The organism is Corynebacterium kalinowskii (genome assembly GCF_009734385.1).
In the GTDB taxonomy this organism is placed as follows: domain Bacteria; phylum Actinomycetota; class Actinomycetes; order Mycobacteriales; family Mycobacteriaceae; genus Corynebacterium; species Corynebacterium kalinowskii.
Window position 1 is genome coordinate 625,507 of the sequence record NZ_CP046452.1, and the last position, 19,021, is coordinate 644,527.

The 19,021-nt window shown below is 59.8% G+C and carries 19 protein-coding genes; 17 read left to right on the forward strand and 2 right to left on the reverse strand.

Features of this window, described 5'->3' with window-relative positions; genetic code table 11:
• Positions 1–356: 356 nt before the first annotated feature.
• From CKALI_RS02975 to rpmA, 3 genes are all read left to right on the forward strand, one after another.
• Positions 357–2,993 (forward strand): translation initiation factor IF-2 N-terminal domain-containing protein, encoded by a 2,637-nt coding sequence (locus tag CKALI_RS02975; protein WP_156191882.1) that lies wholly within the window; start codon positions 357–359, stop codon positions 2,991–2,993.
• Between the two features lie 157 nt (positions 2,994–3,150).
• Complete coding sequence (gene rplU / locus CKALI_RS02980) at positions 3,151–3,456, forward strand: 50S ribosomal protein L21 (RefSeq protein ID WP_047240748.1); 306 nt, start codon at positions 3,151–3,153, stop codon at positions 3,454–3,456.
• 39 nt (positions 3,457–3,495) lie between these two features.
• Complete coding sequence (rpmA, locus tag CKALI_RS02985) at positions 3,496–3,762, forward strand: 50S ribosomal protein L27 (RefSeq protein WP_156191883.1); 267 nt, start codon at positions 3,496–3,498, stop codon at positions 3,760–3,762.
• 59 nt (positions 3,763–3,821) lie between these two features.
• On the opposite strand, the gene CKALI_RS02990 is transcribed toward rpmA, so the two are convergent.
• Positions 3,822–4,739 carry a hypothetical protein gene (locus CKALI_RS02990; protein WP_156191884.1) on the reverse strand — a complete coding sequence of 306 codons (918 nt, stop codon included), beginning with the start codon at positions 4,737–4,739 and terminating at the stop codon, positions 3,822–3,824.
• Positions 4,740–4,970: 231 nt separating this feature from the next.
• Here CKALI_RS02990 and obgE point away from each other — a divergent pair, with 231 nt between their 5' ends.
• From obgE to CKALI_RS03060, 14 genes are all read left to right on the forward strand, one after another.
• Entirely contained in the window at positions 4,971–6,482 is a 1,512-nt protein-coding gene (gene obgE / locus CKALI_RS02995; RefSeq protein ID WP_156191885.1) for a GTPase ObgE, read from the forward strand.
• 61 nt (positions 6,483–6,543) lie between these two features.
• On the forward strand, positions 6,544–7,749 hold the full coding sequence (proB, locus tag CKALI_RS03000; protein ID WP_156191886.1) for a glutamate 5-kinase: 1,206 nt from the start codon (positions 6,544–6,546) through the stop codon (positions 7,747–7,749).
• Positions 7,750–7,788: 39 nt separating this feature from the next.
• Positions 7,789–8,100 (forward strand): hypothetical protein, encoded by a 312-nt coding sequence (locus tag CKALI_RS03005; RefSeq protein ID WP_156191887.1) that lies wholly within the window; start codon positions 7,789–7,791, stop codon positions 8,098–8,100.
• Positions 8,101–8,111: 11 nt separating this feature from the next.
• The gene (locus tag CKALI_RS03010) at positions 8,112–9,353 is read left to right on the forward strand and encodes a glutamate-5-semialdehyde dehydrogenase (protein WP_156191888.1); all 1,242 of its coding nucleotides are present in this window, start codon (positions 8,112–8,114) and stop codon (positions 9,351–9,353) included.
• A 111-nt stretch (positions 9,354–9,464) separates the two neighbouring features.
• Positions 9,465–10,349 carry a cutinase family protein gene (locus CKALI_RS03015; protein WP_156191889.1) on the forward strand — a complete coding sequence of 295 codons (885 nt, stop codon included), beginning with the start codon at positions 9,465–9,467 and terminating at the stop codon, positions 10,347–10,349.
• Between the two features lie 21 nt (positions 10,350–10,370).
• A complete protein-coding gene (gene nadD / locus CKALI_RS03020; RefSeq protein ID WP_156191890.1) occupies positions 10,371–10,994 on the forward strand; it encodes a nicotinate-nucleotide adenylyltransferase in 624 nt (207 codons plus the stop codon).
• A gap of 66 nt (positions 10,995–11,060) precedes the next feature.
• Entirely contained in the window at positions 11,061–11,888 is an 828-nt protein-coding gene (locus CKALI_RS03025; RefSeq protein WP_156191891.1) for a hypothetical protein, read from the forward strand.
• A 358-nt stretch (positions 11,889–12,246) separates the two neighbouring features.
• Positions 12,247–12,714 (forward strand): ribosome silencing factor, encoded by a 468-nt coding sequence (gene rsfS / locus CKALI_RS03030; RefSeq protein WP_156191892.1) that lies wholly within the window; start codon positions 12,247–12,249, stop codon positions 12,712–12,714.
• The gene (locus tag CKALI_RS03035) at positions 12,711–13,409 is read left to right on the forward strand and encodes a histidine phosphatase family protein (RefSeq protein ID WP_156191893.1); all 699 of its coding nucleotides are present in this window, start codon (positions 12,711–12,713) and stop codon (positions 13,407–13,409) included. Before rsfS ends, CKALI_RS03035 begins: the two co-directional genes overlap by 4 nt.
• 1 nt (position 13,410) lies before the next feature.
• On the forward strand, positions 13,411–14,214 hold the full coding sequence (locus CKALI_RS03040; protein WP_156191894.1) for a DegV family protein: 804 nt from the start codon (positions 13,411–13,413) through the stop codon (positions 14,212–14,214).
• Between the two features lie 48 nt (positions 14,215–14,262).
• Positions 14,263–14,883: a ComEA family DNA-binding protein gene (locus CKALI_RS03045; RefSeq protein WP_156191895.1), complete on the forward strand. Its 621-nt coding sequence runs from the start codon at positions 14,263–14,265 to the stop codon at positions 14,881–14,883.
• Entirely contained in the window at positions 14,880–16,451 is a 1,572-nt protein-coding gene (locus CKALI_RS03050) for a ComEC/Rec2 family competence protein (RefSeq protein ID WP_156191896.1), read from the forward strand. Before CKALI_RS03045 ends, CKALI_RS03050 begins: the two co-directional genes overlap by 4 nt.
• Positions 16,452–16,456: 5 nt before the next feature.
• Positions 16,457–17,422, forward strand: coding sequence for a DNA polymerase III subunit delta (holA, locus tag CKALI_RS03055; protein WP_156191897.1), 966 nt, complete (start codon positions 16,457–16,459; stop codon positions 17,420–17,422).
• Between the two features lie 36 nt (positions 17,423–17,458).
• Positions 17,459–18,103: a LysE family translocator gene (locus tag CKALI_RS03060; RefSeq protein WP_156191898.1), complete on the forward strand. Its 645-nt coding sequence runs from the start codon at positions 17,459–17,461 to the stop codon at positions 18,101–18,103.
• A 29-nt stretch (positions 18,104–18,132) separates the two neighbouring features.
• On the opposite strand, the gene CKALI_RS03065 is transcribed toward CKALI_RS03060, so the two are convergent.
• Positions 18,133–19,014 carry a sulfite exporter TauE/SafE family protein gene (locus tag CKALI_RS03065; RefSeq protein ID WP_156191899.1) on the reverse strand — a complete coding sequence of 294 codons (882 nt, stop codon included), beginning with the start codon at positions 19,012–19,014 and terminating at the stop codon, positions 18,133–18,135.
• Positions 19,015–19,021 lie beyond the last annotated feature (7 nt).

Here is a 19,021-nt window from a genome sequence, read left to right on the forward strand (position 1 = left end):
CACCAACGCAGCGTTGGCATCACAAGAATCCGGCCACCGTGAAGACGAAGACTAGGGGCCTGAATCAGGGATGGTCGTCGAAAAGCTCAGCTGACAAGGCTGCGACGATGAGAGACGACGTGCCTATTGCGACCAATTCCCAGATGGATCCATTAGTAGCCGCGCTGTTCATGCACGCTTGGCTGACGATGTGCCACAATGGATAGCACGAACGCTGTTGTTCGCTCCCAGACCGTTGGGATCGCTGAGCGACAGATGGGCGTTTTAGGCTTAATAAGACGAATAGTGCGTGACCTGCGCGGCGGCTCGACAAAGCGCCCGGGACTCACACACATAAATGAACACAGGAGTAGACCGTGGCAAACGGCGCAGCACAATTTGATAGAACCCAATTGGGTGAGAAGGTCCGGGTTCACCTGTTGGCCAAGGAAATCGGCCTGACTTCTAAAGAGCTCATCGAGGAGCTGAAGCAGATCGGTTTGAAAAAGGTCGCGCAATCGACGCTGACCAAGGCCGAGGCAGAGCAGGTGCTGGATGCGCTCGCAGGGCCGGAGGACAAGCCTCAAGAGGTTGATGAGGCGATCCGCAAGCGCGTGGAAAAGAACGTGGCAAATGAGATTCATCAGATCGAGGAGAAGGTAGATCGCGAGCTCGCAGTCATCGACTTAACCCCCGAGGAAGAGCTGCTCGAGGACATCGAACCTGCGATTACCCCTGCACCAGAAAACATTTTCATTCCGCCAATCTTTAAGGCACCAGAACCTGTAGTCGCGACGCCTCGAGAAGAAGATGAAGAGGAGTCTGCCACGCCGAAGCGTCGTGGACGTCGTGGCAAGGGCCGTGGCCGTGGGGTCGAGGAAGCCCAGCCTGAGGTGCAGGAAGAAGTCACCGAGGAGCCAGTAGGCATCAAGGGTTCCACGCGCTTGGAGGCGCAGCGTCGTCGTCGCACTGAGCTGCGTGAAGAGGGACGCAAAAAGCGTCATGTCGTCTCCGAGGCAGAATTCCTGGCTCGTCGTGAGTCCGTCGAACGCGTCATGGTCGTGCGGGAACGCGAGCGCGAAGACGGTCTCGGTCGTGTGACCCAGGTGGGTGTGCTGGAAGATTCCATGCTCGTCGAGCACTTTGTCACCTCAGACACCCAGTCCACGATGGTCGGCAACATCTACCTCGGTCGCGTGCAAAACGTGCTGCCTTCTATGGAGGCCGCGTTCATCGACATCGGAAAGGGACGCAATGGCGTCCTCTACGCCGGTGAAGTCGACTGGCGCAGCGCCGGTCTGGGTGGACGTTCCCGCAAGATCGAACAGGCACTCAAGTCAGGCGACCAGGTTCTGGTGCAGGTCACGAAGGATCCGGTCGGGCATAAGGGCGCTCGCCTCACGACGCAAATTTCCCTGGCGGGTCGCTTCCTGGTGTACGTACCTGGCGGGCGCAGCGCAGGTATCTCTCGCAAGTTGCCTGAGCCGGAGCGCAAGCGTCTCAAGGAAATCCTGAAGGAAGTTGTCCCAGGCGATGGCGGTGCGATCATCCGCACCGCTGCGGAAGGCGTCCACGAGCGCGAAATTGGCGCTGACGTCCATCGCTTGCACTCCCTGTGGGAACAGATCCAGGAGCGCACCGCAAAGGAAAAGTCCACTCGTGGCGCCAAGCCTGTCACCATGTATGAAGAGCCGGACATGCTGGTCAAGGTGGTTCGGGACTTGTTCAATGAAGACTTTGACAAGCTCGTTGTCGACGGCGCCCGTCCGTGGAACACCGTATCCGCATATGTGAATTCGGTGGCACCAGACCTCACGGAACGACTCGAAAAGTATGAGTCCTACGACCATGGCGGTATCGACGCCTTTGAGTTCTACCGCATTGATGAGCAGCTGCATAAGGCCCTGGCTCGTAAGGTGTGGCTGCCATCAGGTGGCACCCTCGTTATTGACCGCACCGAGGCCATGACCGTCATCGACGTCAACACCGGCAAGTTCACCGGTGCCGGTGGCAACCTCGAAGAGACCGTCACCAAGAACAACTTGGAAGCTGCGGAAGAGATCGTTCGCCAGATGCGCCTGCGCGACATGGGCGGGATGATCGTCATTGACTTCATCGACATGGTGCTACCGGAGAACCAGGACCTAGTTTTGCGTCGTCTTACCGAAACGCTGGGTCGCGACCGCACTCGCCACCAGGTTTCCGAAGTGACATCGCTCGGCCTTGTCCAGGTCACCCGTAAGAAGTTGGGCACTGGTCTGCTCGAGACTTTCTCTACCGAGTGTGAGTGCTGCCAGGGGCGTGGCATCATCCTGCACACCGATCCGATTGATCAGGACGAGGACCGTCCGATCTACGGAAAGAAGGCAGCCAAGGCTGCTGAAAAGAAGCGCGAACCTAAGGAACACCCAGCTATCAAGGCCTTGCACCGCGAGGATGCTCATGAAGAAGAGCACGAGGAATCGCCATCGATCGAGGAGCTGGCCGCAGCAGTCGTTTCGGTAGAACCGGACGAGGACTCGGCCGTCTCCGAGATCGAGAAGATCGCGGCGGCAGCAGTAGAGGTCGCTGACGAGCAGGATCCAGAGGAACCATCAGGTGCCTCCTACGAGCAGGCGCTGGAAGAGTTCAACAACTCGCCACGCCGTCGTCGCGCAACCCGGGGCAACTCCAAGTCGGACTTCCCGCCACGTAAGGCAGACTTCGCGCCAGAACCAAAACCGGAGCCAGCGCCAGAGTCGGCACCTGCGCCTGAGTCAAAGCCTGACGTTGCGCCTGAGGCTGTGTCAGAGACTGGCGCGCCTCGCCGGGGACGTCGCCGAGTAGTCAAGCGCGTTGCTGCTAGGGTGGAGGAAACTCCGGCCGCCGATAAGGCGGAGCAGCAGGAAAAGGCGGAGAGGCCACAGCGCTCGCGCCGTCGCGTGGTGAAGAAGGTGGCGGAAGAGCCAGCTGAATCCCAGCAGCCACAGCAGTCTCAGGGTCGTCGACGCGCTGTTCGCCGTAACCGAGGCTAGCAACCACGCGGTTTGTATTCTTGGGCGTTTACCGGGTAGTCTTTGACAGTCGCTGTTTACAGGTAGGTAAATCGCCGTAAACGCCAAGAAAATCATTTGTCCATTCGGGCGCAATCCTGCGTCCGAGCCGAGTTCTAGATAAAGGGGTAGCCCTCCTATGTATGCGATCGTCAAGACCGGCGGAAAGCAGTACAAGGTTGCCGAAGGTGACCTCGTCAAGGTCGAGAAGATCGAGGGTGAGCCAGGTTCGTCCGTGGCTCTCACCCCGGTTCTGCTCGTCGATGGCGCAACTGTAACCACCGATGCTGAAAAGCTTTCGAAGGTCAGCGTTAATGCTGAGATCGTCGAGCACACCAAGGGCCCGAAGATCAAGATTTTGAAGTACAAGAACAAGACTGGTTACAAGAAGCGTCAGGGCCACCGTCAGCCACTGACCGTTGTCAAGGTAACGGGTATCAAGTAAGCCGGCAGGCTTTTAGCTTTCCTGAAGGAGGGAAACCAAATGGCACATAAGAAGGGTGCATCCTCGACCTCTAACGGTCGTGATTCTGAGGCTAAGCGCCTTGGCGTTAAGCGCTTCGGTGGTCAGCAGGTCAAGGCCGGCGAGATCCTCATCCGTCAGCGCGGAACCAAGTTCCACCCAGGCGAGAACGTTGGCCGCGGTGGCGACGACTCCCTGTTCGCACTGAAGGCTGGCGCAGTCCAGTTCTCCACCAAGCGCAACCGTCGCACGGTGAATATCGTTCCAGCTGAAGCTGTCGAAGCTTAAGCTCTAACGTTGGCATTGAAGCCCGCATTCCCTTTGGGGTGCGGGCTTTTTGCTGCCCGCTATTTGTCGTTCGGCTTTCCGCCACTGACCAGTATGTTGGATTGGGCCATGACGACCTGCCCATATGGCCACAAGTCCTGGTAGTCCTCTGCCCGGCCGGGCTCTTTCTGCCGAAAGCCCTGTTCCAGTAACACCAGGGTGCTGTCTGCTGTGATCGCCATGGAATCTATCTTTCTATCCATGAGTTTTGGTTGTAGCTCGAGCAGCCGATCGATTTGCTGGCCCGCATCTTCTGGTCGCGCAATAATACGGAACGCATGGTCGCCCTCAGTGGTGCGACCTTCGCATGTGCGGACTTCGATCGACACAGTGGATTCGAGTTTTTCTTCAGCCACCGTCGAGATCGCTTGCTTTGCGACGACAAATGGTTCGCTACAAGAGTCGGTGGCAAAGCTATGCCACTCCACCTCACGAACGAGACCATTGAGCTTGACCCAATCTGTCCCTTCGGGAGCGGCAGCAGCGAGTGTGAACTGATCCGGGAGGATGACAGCCCGTGTTTGATATAGATCAACTTTTAGGCCATCCATAGCGGCATAAGAAATCCGGTCCCGCACTTCCCAATCGTTAGGAATCTGCTCTAGGAGCAGTGCGTTGCTACGGGAAGCGATGGCTTCTGCTTCTGCGGCCGTCACGCTTTCTGCAATGGAAATATGCACTTTGAGCTCGGGAGAGCTGTGCATTTTGTTGTCTGTAGTTATGGAAACGACCGCTCCGTGCCCAGCAACATCGACTAATGATGACTGCACTTCGGATATTTTCGCATTTTCCTGGTCAGTGAGTGGCTCCGAGTAGAACAGCGATTCCCACAGATGCACGCCACCTACAAAGATTCCCCCGACTAGCAATATCCCGCCAAGCAGCGTCACGGCGCAACCAATGCCTAGAGCAGAAAAGATGACGTTGGAATTCTTCAAGGCGCACCCTTCGCTAGCAATGGAACGAAGCTATTAATTGAAACCTACTGCACATAAAATTGCATTGCTAGAGGGAGCGGCCGAGTCTTCAGTAAAACGCCATTACGAAATAGCGGGTCCAACGGCTACAATTAAGCTCTTTATGAAGCTGCTAGGCTCGGGCGTATGACTGCTGTGGGCGTCGATAAGCAGGCGAGCAGCACAGACTAGCTAGAAATTTGAGGAATCCCCATGAACCGTTTTGTTGACCGCGTGGTCTTGCACCTTCAGGCTGGCGACGGCGGTAATGGGTGTGCCTCTGTTCACCGCGAGAAGTTCAAGCCTCTTGGCGGGCCAGATGGCGGCAACGGCGGACACGGTGGCGACATCGTGTTGGAGGCAAGTTCCCAGGTACACACGCTGTTGGATTTGCACTACCGCCCGCACATCAAGGCCCAGCGTGGCACGAATGGTGCTGGCGATCACCGCAATGGTGCGCGTGGCGAGGACCTCGTGCTGGAGGTGCCCGCAGGTACCGTCGTGCTAAATGACAAGGGCGAGGTCATGGCCGACCTTACTGCTGTCGGCATGCGCTACATCGCGGCTGAGGGCGGTCATGGTGGTTTGGGCAATGCGTCGCTGGCTAGCCGTTCCCGCAAGGCACCGGGATTTGCTTTGCTGGGAGAGAAGGGCGAACAGCATGACGTTGTCCTGGAACTGAAATCCATGGCCGATGTTGGTTTGCTTGGTTTTCCTTCCGCCGGTAAGTCGTCCCTGATCTCCGTGATCTCCGCGGCAAAGCCAAAGATCGGCGATTACCCATTTACCACGTTGGCTCCGAACCTGGGCGTGGTGGACGTAGGCAACGAATCCTTCACCATCGCAGATGTACCGGGCCTCATTCCGGGAGCTTCCGAGGGCAAGGGCCTGGGCCTGGACTTCCTGCGCCATATCGAACGTACGGCAGTACTCGCGCACATTATTGATACCGCCACGATGGAGCCCGGTCGCGACCCGATCTCCGACATTGAGGCGCTGGAAAACGAACTTGCGCTCTACGAATCAGCGCTGTCCCACGACGTTGGTCTGGGAGACTTGAAGGATCGTCCGCGCATCGTCGTGTTGAATAAGACCGACGTTCCGGAAGCTATGGAGTTGGCCGAGTTCCTGAAAGCGGAAATCGAGGAGAAGTTCGGCTGGCCGGTCTTCATCATTTCCGCCGCCGCGCACCAGGGGCTGGACCCGCTCAAGTACAAGCTTTTGGAGATCGTACAGCAGCACCGCAAGGCAAACCCGAAGGCTAAGGCTGAGGTCCGCACGATCATTCGCCCGGCAGCAGTTGATGCCGTGAAGAACAAGCTCGGTTTCGTGGTGGAGAAGGACCCTGAATACGAGGGAGCTTACATCGTGCGTGGCGAAAAGCCGGAGCGCTGGATCCGCCAAACGGACTTCGAAAACGACGAGGCTGTCGGCTACCTCGCAGACCGCTTGGCACGCGCCGGCGTGGAAGATGCCCTGTTCAAGGCAGGTGCCGTCGAAGGTGCGCAGGTGACCATCGGTGACGTGACCTTCGAGTGGGAGCCAATGACGGCGGCAGGTGCCGATTCCCTCATGACAGGCCGTGGTACCGACGTTCGCCTGGAGCGTTCCGAGCGTATTTCTGCTGCCGAGCGTAAGCGTGCTTCCCAGGCACGCCGTGGCCTCATCGACGAGTTCGATTATGGCGATGGGGAAGAGGCCGACCGCGAGCGTTGGCAGGGCTAGTTCGGTTTTTATTAGGTGGTGTGGGGGTACCCTCACTTCCTGACCGACTATATTTGCTCTCATGCAACAATTGCCCCACGCGCCGTTTACCGATGCTATCGCTCGCCCGGTCGAGTTCCCGAGCGCCGAAGCAAGTGGCCCGGCGTTCGGCCACGAATCTGAGCTCCGCGGGCAGATCGCGCAGGCAAAGAAGATCGTCGTCAAGATTGGCTCGAGCTCGCTCACCGCTGCCGATCACACGGTCGATGTGGCAAAGATCGATCGCATCGTCGATGCGCTGCAAGCCCGCATGGCCCGCAATACTGATGTCATCGTGGTGAGCTCCGGTGCTATTGCTGCCGGCATGGCCCCGCTGGGCCTCGCGCATCGCCCGGCTGATCTCCCCACTAAACAGGCGGCCGCCGCCGTGGGGCAGGTGTATCTGGCACATCAGTGGGGCATAAGTTTTGCCCGCTATGGTCGCTCCGTTGGTCAGGTGTTGCTCACCGCGAGTGATGCCGGTCAGCGTGACCGCGCGCGCAATGCCCAAAACACGATCGATCGACTGCGCCAGCTGCGCAGCGTGCCGATCATCAACGAAAATGACACCGTGGCCACCTCCGAGGTGCGCTTCGGCGATAATGACCGGCTCGCTGCGATCGTCGCCAACCTGATCAGCGCGGACGCACTCATTTTGCTTAGCGACGTCGATGGCCTCTATGACAAGAACCCCGTCGACCCTACCGCTCGATTCATGTCCGAAATTAGGGACGGTAACGACCTCAAGGGAGTGATCGCCGGTGGCGGCGGCAGCGTAGGAACGGGCGGCATGGCCACCAAGTTGTCTGCAGCTCGGTTGGCGAGCCGTGGTGGCATCCCGGTGCTGCTGACGAGTGCGGACAACATTGGGCCGGCCTTGGATCGGGCCGACGTGGGCACGGTTTTCCACCCAAAGGAGAATGCGCTCAGCGCATGGAAGTTTTGGGTGCTGTATGCCGCGGATACGGCGGGTACGTTGAAGCTGGATGCCGGTGCAGTGCAAGCGGTGACTTCTGGCGGCACGTCACTCTTGGCAGTCGGCATCACGGAGATCGAGGGTGACTTCCACTCCGGTGAGATCGTGGACATCATCGGGCCGGAAGGGGAGATTATCGGTCGAGGTGAAGTGGCATACGACTCCCGAACCCTTCGTCCGATGATCGGAAAGCACTCGCACGAGCTGCCAGAAGGCATGAAGCGACCAGTTGTTCATGCTGATTACCTGTCAAACTTCGCCACCCGTGCTTAAACTAGAGAGGACCTATATTCAATTATTGAAAGGATCATCGTGAAGTCTTTTTCTAAGCTCGTTGTCGCAGTTGGAGTAGCAACCTCTCTGACCCTTGGTTCCACCCCTGCATTTGCTCAGGAGTCCGGTTCTTCTCAGGAACCAGCCATGATCGGCTCCTCCGTTGCCATCGGACTGGCTGGCCTGGGCGCTGCTGCTGCTACTTTCGGCCCTAACCCTGTCCTCGACGTTAACAAGTTGCAGCAGGGCTTCACCCAGCCACAGTTGGCTCCTTACGCTGTGGCATTCACCGCTGGCTTGATCGCCCTCGCGGGTGTAATTGGCACCCTGATCGGCAACGCTGTCGGCTAAACTAGTGCAGCATGACTGAACGCGAAGAAGTTCTCGCCAAGGCTCGTGCTGCAAAGGCTGTTGCCCCGGAGGTTGCTCGGCTGACCTCGGGGCGCAAGAATGAGATTCTCCATGCGGCGGCCACTCGATTGATCGAGCGCTCCGCCGACATTCTCGCTGCTAACCAGGCTGATATTGCAGCCGGTCGGGCCGCGGGAATGGCTGAGTCACTCATCGATCGTCTTTCGCTGGACGAGGCTCGCATCGAAGGTATCGCCGGTGGATTGATCCAGGTCGCCTCCCTCACGGATCCAGTGGGCGAGGTGCTGCGTGGCTCCACCATGCCAAATGGCATTCAGATGAAGCAGATTCGCGTTCCACTTGGCGTCATGGGCATGGTGTACGAAGCCCGCCCCAACGTGACTGTCGACGCGTTTGGCCTTGCACTGAAATCCGGCAATGTCGCGCTCCTGCGCGGGTCCAAGTCCGCCCGGAATTCTAACGCTGCGCTGGTAGGGATCCTACAAAACGTACTGGTTGAGCATGACGTGCCAGCCGAAGCTGTCCAACTCCTGCCATGCGACACGCACGACAGTGTCAAGGACCTCATCACCGCCCGCGGCTTGGTGGATGTCGTTATCCCTCGTGGCGGCGCGGGCCTGATCAATGCCGTTGTCTTGGGAGCCACAGTGCCGACCATCGAAACAGGCACTGGCAATTGCCACGTCTACATCGACCGCGATGCTGACATCGATCTCGGCATCAACATCCTGCTCAACTCGAAGACCCGTCGCCCGAGCGTGTGCAACACCGCCGAGACCGTCCTCATCGACTCCGCCCTCCCAGAACCACGGCGCATCATCGAAGCCTTGCAGGGGGCAGGGGTGCGCGTGCATGGGGACGTCGAGAAGCTAGGCGCCGATGTTGCGGCGACCGAGGAGGACTTCGCCGACGAGTACCTCAGCATGGACATCGCCGCCGCGCTTGTCGACGGCATTGACGGCGCCATCGAACACATCGCGCGCTATTCCACCGGCCACACCGAAGCCATTGCCACCAACAACATCGTGACGGCGCAGCGATTTGCCGACTCCGTCGACGCTGCTGCGGTCATGATCAACGCATCCACGGCCTTTACCGACGGCGAGCAGTACGGCATGGGCGCCGAGATTGGCATCTCTACGCAAAAGCTGCACGCTCGCGGGCCGATGGCATTGCCGGAGCTAACCACCACCAAGTGGATCCTCCAGGGCACTGGACAGGTGCGCCCTTAGGTCATTTTTGCCCCATTTCTCCCACTCGTCACACGCGTTTCACCTTGGGTTTCTTTCGGTTATAGGGTGTGTAACAATCGGTTCGTTTGAGCACCGACAATAAGGGGAGACATGACGAAGCTGGGTAAAATTACGAAGTCGTTGACAGTGGCATTGGCTGCGTTGGCGAGTGTCGTCGCAGCTCCGACTGCCGTTGCTCAGGATCGCTGCCCAGCTGTCGTGGTGCTCGCAGCCCGTGGCTCCGGTCAAAATGGTGGTTACGAGTGGCAACCAACCCGCTATGGTGCCTCCCACTGGGTCTCCAACGGCCGGGAAGGCTCCACCATTCGCACCTTCCTGAACTACGCCGAGAATGTTCACCAGCGCGACACCGGTACCTCCTTGTTCACGAACGTTCAGGTCGTGGGTATTGATGAGCGTGCCTACCCAGCCAACTTCCCAGAGCAGGACTTCCGCCAGCCGACCAATGTCTCTGAGGCGCTGGGCGAATTCACTGACCGAGTCATGCCGCGAGCTAAGGCATTCCTCAACTCCATTACCGTCGGTCGCGTCGGCGCCGAAGCTACCGTCCGGGCCCATGACGCAGCCACCGGCTGCAACTCCAAGTACCTGCTCGTGGGCTTCTCTCAGGGCGCGACTGTGATCACTGACCTGGAGAAGAAGCTGGCCGGCGAAGGCCGTCTAGCTGGTGCCCTGTACATGGGCTCCCCGTACACCTCCGCTGCCGACCCACACCGCGTTGGTAGCGGCCTGTCCGGCGACGGCGTCCTGGCCAAGACTCCGGGCAACGGCTCCCGCATCCGCTCGAACGACCGACGCATCGAATACTGCGTGCAGGGCGATGTCTGGTGTGACTTCAACGCGGTCAAGGTGGCTAAGGGCGAAGTCGAAAACCCATGGGGCCACAATCAGTACTTTATCGGCAACACTCCATTCCCAGGCGACCGTGACTTCGTCGCACGTGAATTCGCGGGACTTATCCACTCTGCTGGCTAGCCTCTAGTAGGCTGTGGACACATGACCGCAGCTCCGCGACGAATCGGAATCATGGGTGGCACCTTCGACCCCATCCACAATGGCCACTTAGTAGCAGGTTCAGAGGTAGCATCCCGCTACAACCTCGACCTTGTCATCTACGTGCCTACCGGCCAGCCATGGCAAAAGGCTGGTCGCAATGTGTCCTCCGCAGAGGACCGCTACCTGATGACGGTCATCGCCACCGCGTCTAATCCTTCCTTCCGAGTCTCACGCGTCGACATTGAACGCGAGGGGCCGACCTACACCATCGACACGCTGCAGGATCTGCGTGAGCTCTATCCCGACGCTGAGCTGTACTTCATTACTGGTGCGGATGCCCTCGCACAGATCGTGACCTGGCGCGACTGGCCAGCCATGTTTGAACTTGCTCACTTTGTGGGTGTTACCAGGCCTGGCTATGAGCTCACTTCCGACATCGATCCCGCCATCCACAAAGGTCGCGTGACTTTGCTCGAGATTCCCGCGATGGCGATCTCCTCGACAGACTGCCGCGCCCGCGCTGCCACTGGCCGCCCGGTCTGGTACCTCGTTCCCGACGGAGTCGTACAATTCATCAACAAAACCGGGCTCTATGCAACCATTGAGGGCAGTTCATCAGTCTAAGTAAATGTGAAGACATTTACTTTTGACTCTGTTCCTGTTCCAAGCGTTCGTATCTCTCGAGGACTTGTGAGAGTTCGGCCGGGCGCCTATCTGCCAGCTGATTCCAGCGTTAACGCAGTGGCGCGCGCCCGCTGCGAACACCTGGCTTTTGGCAAGCTGGTGATCGGCGGATTTGCTGGCTTGAATTATCACGGGATCCCCTATTGGTCGGAAGTCTTTCCGGTCATAGTGCATAGCCCCAATTCCATTGGATTCGTGTCGTCAGACATCATTCGCTTGTGCCGTTCCAAGGTTGCTTACGAGTTTGGGAAGGATCCAGTTTTCCCAAAACTCGCCGTAGCTTCTCCAGCAGTGTGCGTCATAGATGCCCTGATCCAACTCAAACAAGGGCGCATCACCTGGTGGGTGCCTCCCATCGAGGGCTTCGAACCGTGGGAAGTACGTGCGGTTCAATTAATTGATGCAGCGCGTCGGAAATGTAAAGTGTCGTGGAATCAACTCGCTGATGCCTCCACTCAACGCTTTTCCAAGACTTCGTTGTTGAAGCTGGCGAAACAAAGCGTCAGTGGGGCCGATTCGCCCCAAGAGACCTCACTTCGCCTCATAGCAGGGGATCTAGCTCCTAACCTGCAACTACAGAAGGCTGTCTACGACACTCCGCGCTCAGAAATCCCGTTCACATTCATCGATTTGACGTGGAAAGGACTCAAAGTCGCTGTTTACTATGACGGCGAGGACCACTACAACCGTGAACGCAGAAACAAGGACTTCGCGATCCGTAAGAAGCTCGAAGACCGAGGTTGGCAAGTAATCACAGTCACTGCTCCCGAACTGGCATTCCCCGAGCAGCTCCGGCGGCGAATCCAAAAAGCCGTTTGGAAAGCTCAGATGTAATCGGGCTCATGAGGTGATCGATTGTGATGGGTAAATCTGATTCGGTGGGTGAGGTTTACCCATCATTTGGACGTGCGGATGGGCGAATTGGTGGGTAAACCTTGTGGCCGTCGAAAGGTTTACCCAGTGCGTTGGGTTCAGTGGGTAAACCTGCCAGCTACTGCGAGGTTTACCCACCATTTGGACTGCCAAACAGCCTAATAATGGGTAAACCTAAAATCAGCGGTGAGGTTTACCCACCTCCCCACGCCATCCAAACAAAATTTCATCAAAACCCAGCCGCCTCAAAATCCTCCAACTAGCCTTAATGCCCCTAATCGTGGAAAACTAGGTAGCTAACTACTACCGAAGGATTTTCGTGACTGCTTCTCAAGATTCAATTCGTTACGCGACCATTGCTGCTTTGGCCGCTGATGACAAGTTGGCTGAGGAAATCGCCGTTATTGACGTTTCCGAGGTCCTCACCATTACTGATGTGTTTCTGATCGCTTCGGCGAGCAATGAGCGTCAGGTGACTTCGATCGTTGAGGAAATCGAGGACAAGCTCACTGAGAACGGTATCGAGCCGATTCGTCGTGAGGGTGCTCGCGAAGGCCGCTGGGCCTTGCTCGACTACGGCGAGTTTGTTGTGCACATCTTCCGGACTCAGGAGCGCGAGTTCTATGGCTTGGATCGTCTGTGGCGCGATTGCGAATTGATTGAGATCGAGGGCATCGAGACGCCTCAGCGTCCGAAGGCCTGGGAGACTGAGGTCAACGAGCGTGAAGCGCAGTCTATCGATGATATTCCGCTCGCTGAGCAAGAACCAGATGCGGACGAACTGTGACCCGCCGCCTTATCCTCATGCGCCACGGCGAGACGTTCTATAACGCCACTCGCCGTATGCAGGGGCAAATGGACACGGAGCTGTCCGAGGTCGGCATCAAGCAAGCTGATCAGGCCGCCGAGTTCCTCGCCGAGGCCGGGATCGGGCGGATTGTGTCCAGCGACCTGATGCGGGCGCATGAAACTGCGAAGGCCGTGGCTAACAAGGTGGGCGTTGAGGTGGGCGTCGATAAGCGCCTGCGAGAGACGCACCTTGGGCAGTGGCAGGGCATGAGCCACGCGGAAGTCGATTCGCAGCATCCGGGTGCGCGGGCACTGTGGCGTCACGACGCTGGCTGGGCACCGCCGGAGGGCGAGTCGCGGCTGGAGGTGGCTGCGCGTGCGCGGGCGGTTATCGACGAGCTGATGGCCGACTACCACCAGTGGGATGATTCGACCGTGCTGGTCGTGGCGCATGGCGGAACGATTGCCGCGCTGACATCGTCGTTGCTGGAGCTCGCTCCGGAGCAGTACCCGATTTTCTCGGGGCTGAAGAACACGTGTTGGGCGCAGCTGACGGCGCGTCCGAGGTATTTCCAGGGCAGCCCGGATGCGGACGGGGAGGGGGATCCGGTGATCCCACAGGCTCGATTCACACGGGACAACACCAAGGACGCGCAGTGGTACTTGGATGGCTGGAACATGAGCGTGGGTTAGCATGCCGGTTCGGATTGTGACGGATTCTTCGGCGGGCCTGCCAAAGGACCTTGCGGAGGATTTGGAAATCACGGTGCTCCCGCTGCACGTGATGAGCCGTGGCGGGGCGACATCCACCGCTGGACTCACGGCTCTGGAACTGACGGCTGCCTACGCTCGGCAGCTGGAGCGCGGTGGGGACGATGGCGTGTTGGCGCTGCATCTGTCGAAGGAATTGTCGTCGACCTGGACCAATGCGGTGACCGCTGCGGGCGTATTCGACGGCACGGTGCACGTGGTGGACACGAATTCGGCAGGCATGGCGATCGGTGCAGCTGCGATGGCTGCGGCGAAACTCGCGAAGGAGGGGGAGGATCTCGAGACCTGCTATCAGGCTGCGATCGATACCCTCGAGCGATCCGAACTGTACTTGTACCTGCATCGAATCGATGACCTGCGCAAATCCGGTCGGCTTTCGCCTGCGACTGCGCTGATGTCTTCGGCGCTGGCGACGCGTCCGATCATGATGCTGCGCGAGGGCAAGGTAGAACTGGCGGCGAAAACTCGCACCCAGACCAAGGCGTTTATCAAGCTGGTGGAAATGATTGCTGAGCACGCGGGCGGAAAGCCTGTGTTTGTGGCGATTCAGCAGACGGAGGCTCGTGAGGCTGCGAACGGGCTGCTTCGGACGATGCAGGCGGTGCTCGACGAGGGTTCCACTTATCTAATGACCGATCTGGATGACGCGATCGGCACCCACGTGGGCCCCGGCGCGCTCGCCGTCGCGGTGGTTTATCCACAAGATGAGGACCATCCACAGGTGTAGCGTTTCTGCTGCAACCGATTTTCCTCAAACGCGCTATCTTCTAGCGCCATGGACCTCACGACCCGACTCAAAGACCTCACTCGCCCGACCGGCGAAGAGGACCTGCTCGCCGTCAAATACCCCGAACCACGCCTAAAAATCGACCCGAAGCAAGGCATGTGGGTCGCCGTGCTCTGCGTGCTTGGCTTGGCAGGTTGGGCAGTGCTTAACGACGCCCCAGCCCCCTCCCACACCTTCACTCCGGCAACGAGTGTCCCCACTCCGAGTATCGCCGTGGTCAGCGTCGTGGGCGAAGTGTCCGCGCCGGGGCTGGTGACGCTCACACCGAATGCTCGAGTGCATGACGCGGTGGCGGCGGCTGGGCCACTCCCGGAGGCCGATATGGTCGCGCTGAACTTGGCGGAGAAGGTGGCCGATGGCAAACAGATCGTGGTGCCAAAGGTAGGCGTGGCTCCGGTTAGCCCCGGAGCCACCAGTGGCAAAGTTTCTCTCAACTCGGCCACGGCTGCTGACTTGGAGCAGCTAGATGGGGTGGGGCAGAAGACGGCGCAGGCGATCATTGCCCATCGGGACAAGATTGGCGGCTTTAGCGCGATCGAGCAGTTGCAGGAGGTCAAAGGGATTGGCCCGGCAAAGTTCGCGGCGATCGCTCCGGAAGTGACCTTGTGAGGGAGCTGCGCTTGGTCCCGGCGGCGCTCCTGACGTGGGCGGCGGTGTTGGTCACGTTGATCACGAGGCAGCCGTGGGCCGGTCTCGTCTTGGTCGCAATCGCAGCGGCTGCAGCCGTGCGTTTTCTTGGGGAGTCGCTTACGGCCACCTCCCTGGCCGGTGCCGGCGTGGCAACCGCTTGGCTGCGGCTGCTCAGAGCCCCTGAGAGCTTTCCGTTCTCGATTCACGCGAGTGTCGCGTCCACCCCAACGCAGACTCGGACGGGCGGCTGGGCGTTGCAACTAGATGTTGGGGGAGTGCCGGTGCGCGCGTTTGCTGCGGAGCCGCCACCACCTGTGGGCAGCGAAGTTTTGGTGACGGCCACCGCCTCAGCCAATGACAATCCGGAAGTCTCACCTGTGGTGCTCCAGCTGCGCAGCATCCAAACACTACGGCCACCAGAGGGATTTACCGCCTGGGCATTGCAGGTCAAGGAAGACTTCCGGCAGTCGTGTGCGCAGATCCTCGGGCCAGCTTCGGAAGGACTGGTGCCGGGCATGGTGCTCGGCGATACCTCAGCTCAGGACACCGTGGAAAAGCAGATGTACCTGGACACCGGGCTCAGCCACTTAACTGCGGTGTCTGGATCCAACATCACGATCCTCACGGTCGCCGCCGTCCTGCTTGCCAAGGCCTGTACCTTAGGGCCTCGCATCCAGGTGGCGGTCGCCGCCGTCACACTGGGGGTTTTCGTCGCGGTGGTCGGCTTCGAGCCGTCGGTGCTGCGGGCCAGCGTGATGGGAATCGTGGGCCTGCTCGCGGTGCTGGGGTCGGCGCAGGTGGAACCCGCGCACGGCCTGTGCGTCGCAGTGATCGGTCTGCTGCTTTACGATTCCAACCTCGCCTCATCCTTCGGCTTCGCGCTCTCCGTGGCCGCCACCGCAGGACTCGTTGCACTCTCGCCCCTGATTTATCGGGCCCTCGCTCGGCTACCTGGCCCCGACATACTCAAACGGGCCTTGGCCGTCGCGATCGCCGCGGAGCTCGTCACCATGCCACTGGTGGCTGCGATGAGCGGCCACATCCTCCTGGCCAGCATCCCCGCCAACCTGCTCGCCGCCCCCGCGGTCGCCCCGGTCACGATTCTCGGCCTCATCGGCGTGGCTTGGCCACCCGTACTCCACCTTGCCGAACCCTTCGCCTGGTGGATCGCCACCGTCGCCCGCACGCTTGCCGACACCCCCAGCCCCGACTTACCCGTGACCTGGACGATCGTGCTTGCCGGCTGGCTCCTGTGGCTCATCCACGCCGGACATGCGCGTTGGCTGCTCCTGGGGTTGGTTTTCCTAGTGCCCAGGCCAGGCGGTCCGGAGCCCGCGCAGCTCGGGGATGTGCTGCACGTGTCGGAGCTGCCACCGGAGTTTGAGGCGCCAGCTGGGGTGACGGCGGTGGTCGTCGATAAGCCGGGGCGTCCGAGCAAGCGGCCGCATGTGACCCGGGGCGGTGTCCCCATCCTCTATCCGAACCGCGATGGGCCGGTGACGGTGTACGTGGATGGCACCCAGCGCGCCGAGCGAGGACACTTCTAGCTACCATGAAACACGTGACTAGCCCCGTGCACCTCATCCTTGGTGAAGAAGACTTCCTGGCGGAACGCATCAGCAAGCAGCTGCTCGAGCAGCTGCGCGTCGACCTGCCAGCGGGCGAGCAATTGCAGGTCACCTACATGCGCGCCGGACAGCTGACCCCGTACGAACTCGTGGACATGTTCAGCCCCTCGCTGTTCTCCGACACTCGTGCGCTCATTTTTACCGATGCCGCGGAGGCGGGCAAAGAACCGATCGACCTGCTGGTTGATGCTTGCAAGGATGTCGCGCCGGGGATCACCGTGATCATCAGGCATAGCGGGAAAGGACGCAATAAGTCTGCGCTGACACCGCTGAAGAAGCTGGCCACCGTGCACGAGGCCAACAAACTGAATGCTCGGGATCGCCAGGGCTTTGTGACCAACGAATTCCGCAACCTCGGCGTGCGCCCCACACCCGACGTCGTCCACGCACTGCTGGAAGGCGTCGGCTCCGACCTGCGCGAACTCGCCTCGGCTGTGTCTCAGCTGGTCGCCGACACGAACGCACATGTCACGGTCGAGGCTGTGCGCGCTTACCACGAAGGTGTGGCAGAAGTCAGTGGTTTCGATATCGCTGATCTGGCCTGCTCCGGAAGTACCGCGCGGGCTGTGGCCTCCACCCGGCGCGCGTTGCAACTCGGCGTTCCACCGGTGCTGATCGCCGCGGCTTTGTCCAACTCCGTGATGGCGATTGCCCGCAGCTACGGCATCCGTGGCCGCGCGAACGAGTTCGAACTGGCCAAGACCCTGGGTGTGCCGCCCTTCAAGGTGAAGTCGATCCTGCAGGTATCGCGACGCTGGAATGGGGACGCAGTCTCCGACGCGGTCATCCTCATGGCCGATTTGGAAGCACAGGTGCGTGGCCGGGGCGGTGACATCGACTTTTCCGTCGAAAACGCGGTCCGACAGGTGTCAGAATTGGCGAGTCGTTAAACTGTTCGGCGTGCCTATTTCTGGAATGTCTCGCGCATGACCCTCGCCCAGCTCGGAACCATCATTGCCCTGAACCTCGCCGGGATGTATACGCCCGGCCCTGACTTCTTCTTGCTGCTGCGGCTGGCGGCTCGCTCGCGCCGTCATGCTTTGGCAGCGGTGGCCGGAATCGCCACCGGCATCCTGGTCTGGGTCACCCTGACGGTTCTGGGTACAGCTGCGCTCTTTGTAACTAACCCCGCTTTGCTGGGCTGGGTGCAACTGCTCGGCGGATCCTGGCTGCTCTACATGGGATTTTCCATGGTCCGTTCCGGGTGGGAGCAACGCGTCAACCGTGTTGTTTTGGCAGAAATTCCCACCGATCAGCTCCTCGGCAGCATGGGGAAAAACTACCGGCTCGGCCTCATGACCAACCTGGCCAATCCCAAGGCCGTGCTGTTCTTCGCCTCCATCATGGCGCCGTTCATGCCTACGGACCCCACGTGGCTGACATCCCTGGAAATCATCGTCGCCCTCGTGCTGTGCACATTCATCGGCTTCTCACTGCTGGTGTTTGTCGTGTCCGCCTCCGTGGTCCGCAAACGCCTCGTTGCAGCCGGTCCGTGGATCGACATCATCGCAGGTGTCCTCTTCCTCGCCGTGGGCGGTTGGATGGTCTACGAGGGGCTTCACGCAGTGTAGATCCGGAGGTAGGCGCCAACATTTCTCCGCTAGCTCATCCTGTTGAGCCACTTCTGGCGCACATCCTCTGGTGCCGCTTTCAGCGTGGCCTGCGCGCGCAGGTAGCCAAGGACTGACAGCGCAGCGCCACTCAGAAACAAGAGGGCCGCTACCCAATGCGGGAATACCTTGAGGGCATTGGTGGTCATCAGGGTCGTGCCCACGAAACCGCCGAGCAAGGACGGATTGAGCCGACTGACCAGGTAAGCACCGAGCGGAGCCGCGAGCACCCCGCCCAGTAGCAGGGCGAGTACCGACCAGACATGGGCAACGATGGTCGGCCACAGTCCCAAAGCGAAGCCGATGCTGGCAGCAGCGGTGACCAGGAACTCAGAGGTGTTGACCGTTCCAATAATTTTGCGTGGCTCTTGGGACGTGGCGCCCAGCAGTGTGGTTGAAGTAAGTGGACCCCAGCCACCGCCACCAGAGGAATCGAGAAAACCTGCGAAGAAGCCAAGCGTGCCCAAGAACCGTGGGGAGACCATGCGGATAGTCCGCTGCACTCGGCCCCGGGAAAATCGCCACACCAACAAGGCACCCACGAAGGTCAAAATCCCGGCGGTGACGGGAGCCGCGGCCGCTAGCGAGATACGTGACAAGACGCTAGCGCCGAGAAAGGCGCCAAGCGCTCCGGGAACGCCTAGGCGGAGAGCCGTGCCCCACTGGACATTGCCGAACTTCCAATGCGAAGCCCCAGAGGCGAGAGTGGTTCCGAGTTCCGCGGCGTGCACGATCGCGGAGGCTTGAGCAGGACCGAGGGCAGCAATGGTCATCATGCAGGTGGTGGCCGTAATCCCGAATCCCATACCGAGGGCGCCGTCCACGAGTTGGGCGAGCGCGCCAGCAACGGCGACAATCAAGAGCTTGTTCATCAGCGGT

Excerpts from the sequence above, each read along its gene's own strand:
- CKALI_RS03040 (WP_156191894.1), top strand. The coding sequence starts at position 13,411 with ATGCCGGTTCGGATTGTGACGGATTCTTCGGCGGGCCTGCCAAAGGAC.
- nadD (WP_156191890.1), top strand. The coding sequence starts at position 10,371 with ATGACCGCAGCTCCGCGACGAATCGGAATCATGGGTGGCACCTTCGAC.
- rplU (WP_047240748.1), top strand. The coding sequence starts at position 3,151 with ATGTATGCGATCGTCAAGACCGGCGGAAAGCAGTACAAGGTTGCCGAA.
- CKALI_RS03015 (WP_156191889.1), top strand. The coding sequence starts at position 9,465 with ATGACGAAGCTGGGTAAAATTACGAAGTCGTTGACAGTGGCATTGGCT.
- CKALI_RS03045 (WP_156191895.1), top strand. The coding sequence starts at position 14,263 with ATGGACCTCACGACCCGACTCAAAGACCTCACTCGCCCGACCGGCGAA.
- CKALI_RS03060 (WP_156191898.1), top strand. The coding sequence starts at position 17,459 with ATGACCCTCGCCCAGCTCGGAACCATCATTGCCCTGAACCTCGCCGGG.
- proB (WP_156191886.1), top strand. The coding sequence starts at position 6,544 with ATGCAACAATTGCCCCACGCGCCGTTTACCGATGCTATCGCTCGCCCG.
- CKALI_RS03010 (WP_156191888.1), top strand. The coding sequence starts at position 8,112 with ATGACTGAACGCGAAGAAGTTCTCGCCAAGGCTCGTGCTGCAAAGGCT.
- rpmA (WP_156191883.1), top strand. The coding sequence starts at position 3,496 with ATGGCACATAAGAAGGGTGCATCCTCGACCTCTAACGGTCGTGATTCT.
- holA (WP_156191897.1), top strand. The coding sequence starts at position 16,457 with ATGAAACACGTGACTAGCCCCGTGCACCTCATCCTTGGTGAAGAAGAC.
- CKALI_RS03065 (WP_156191899.1), bottom strand. The coding sequence starts at position 19,014 with ATGAACAAGCTCTTGATTGTCGCCGTTGCTGGCGCGCTCGCCCAACTC.
- obgE (WP_156191885.1), top strand. The coding sequence starts at position 4,971 with ATGAACCGTTTTGTTGACCGCGTGGTCTTGCACCTTCAGGCTGGCGAC.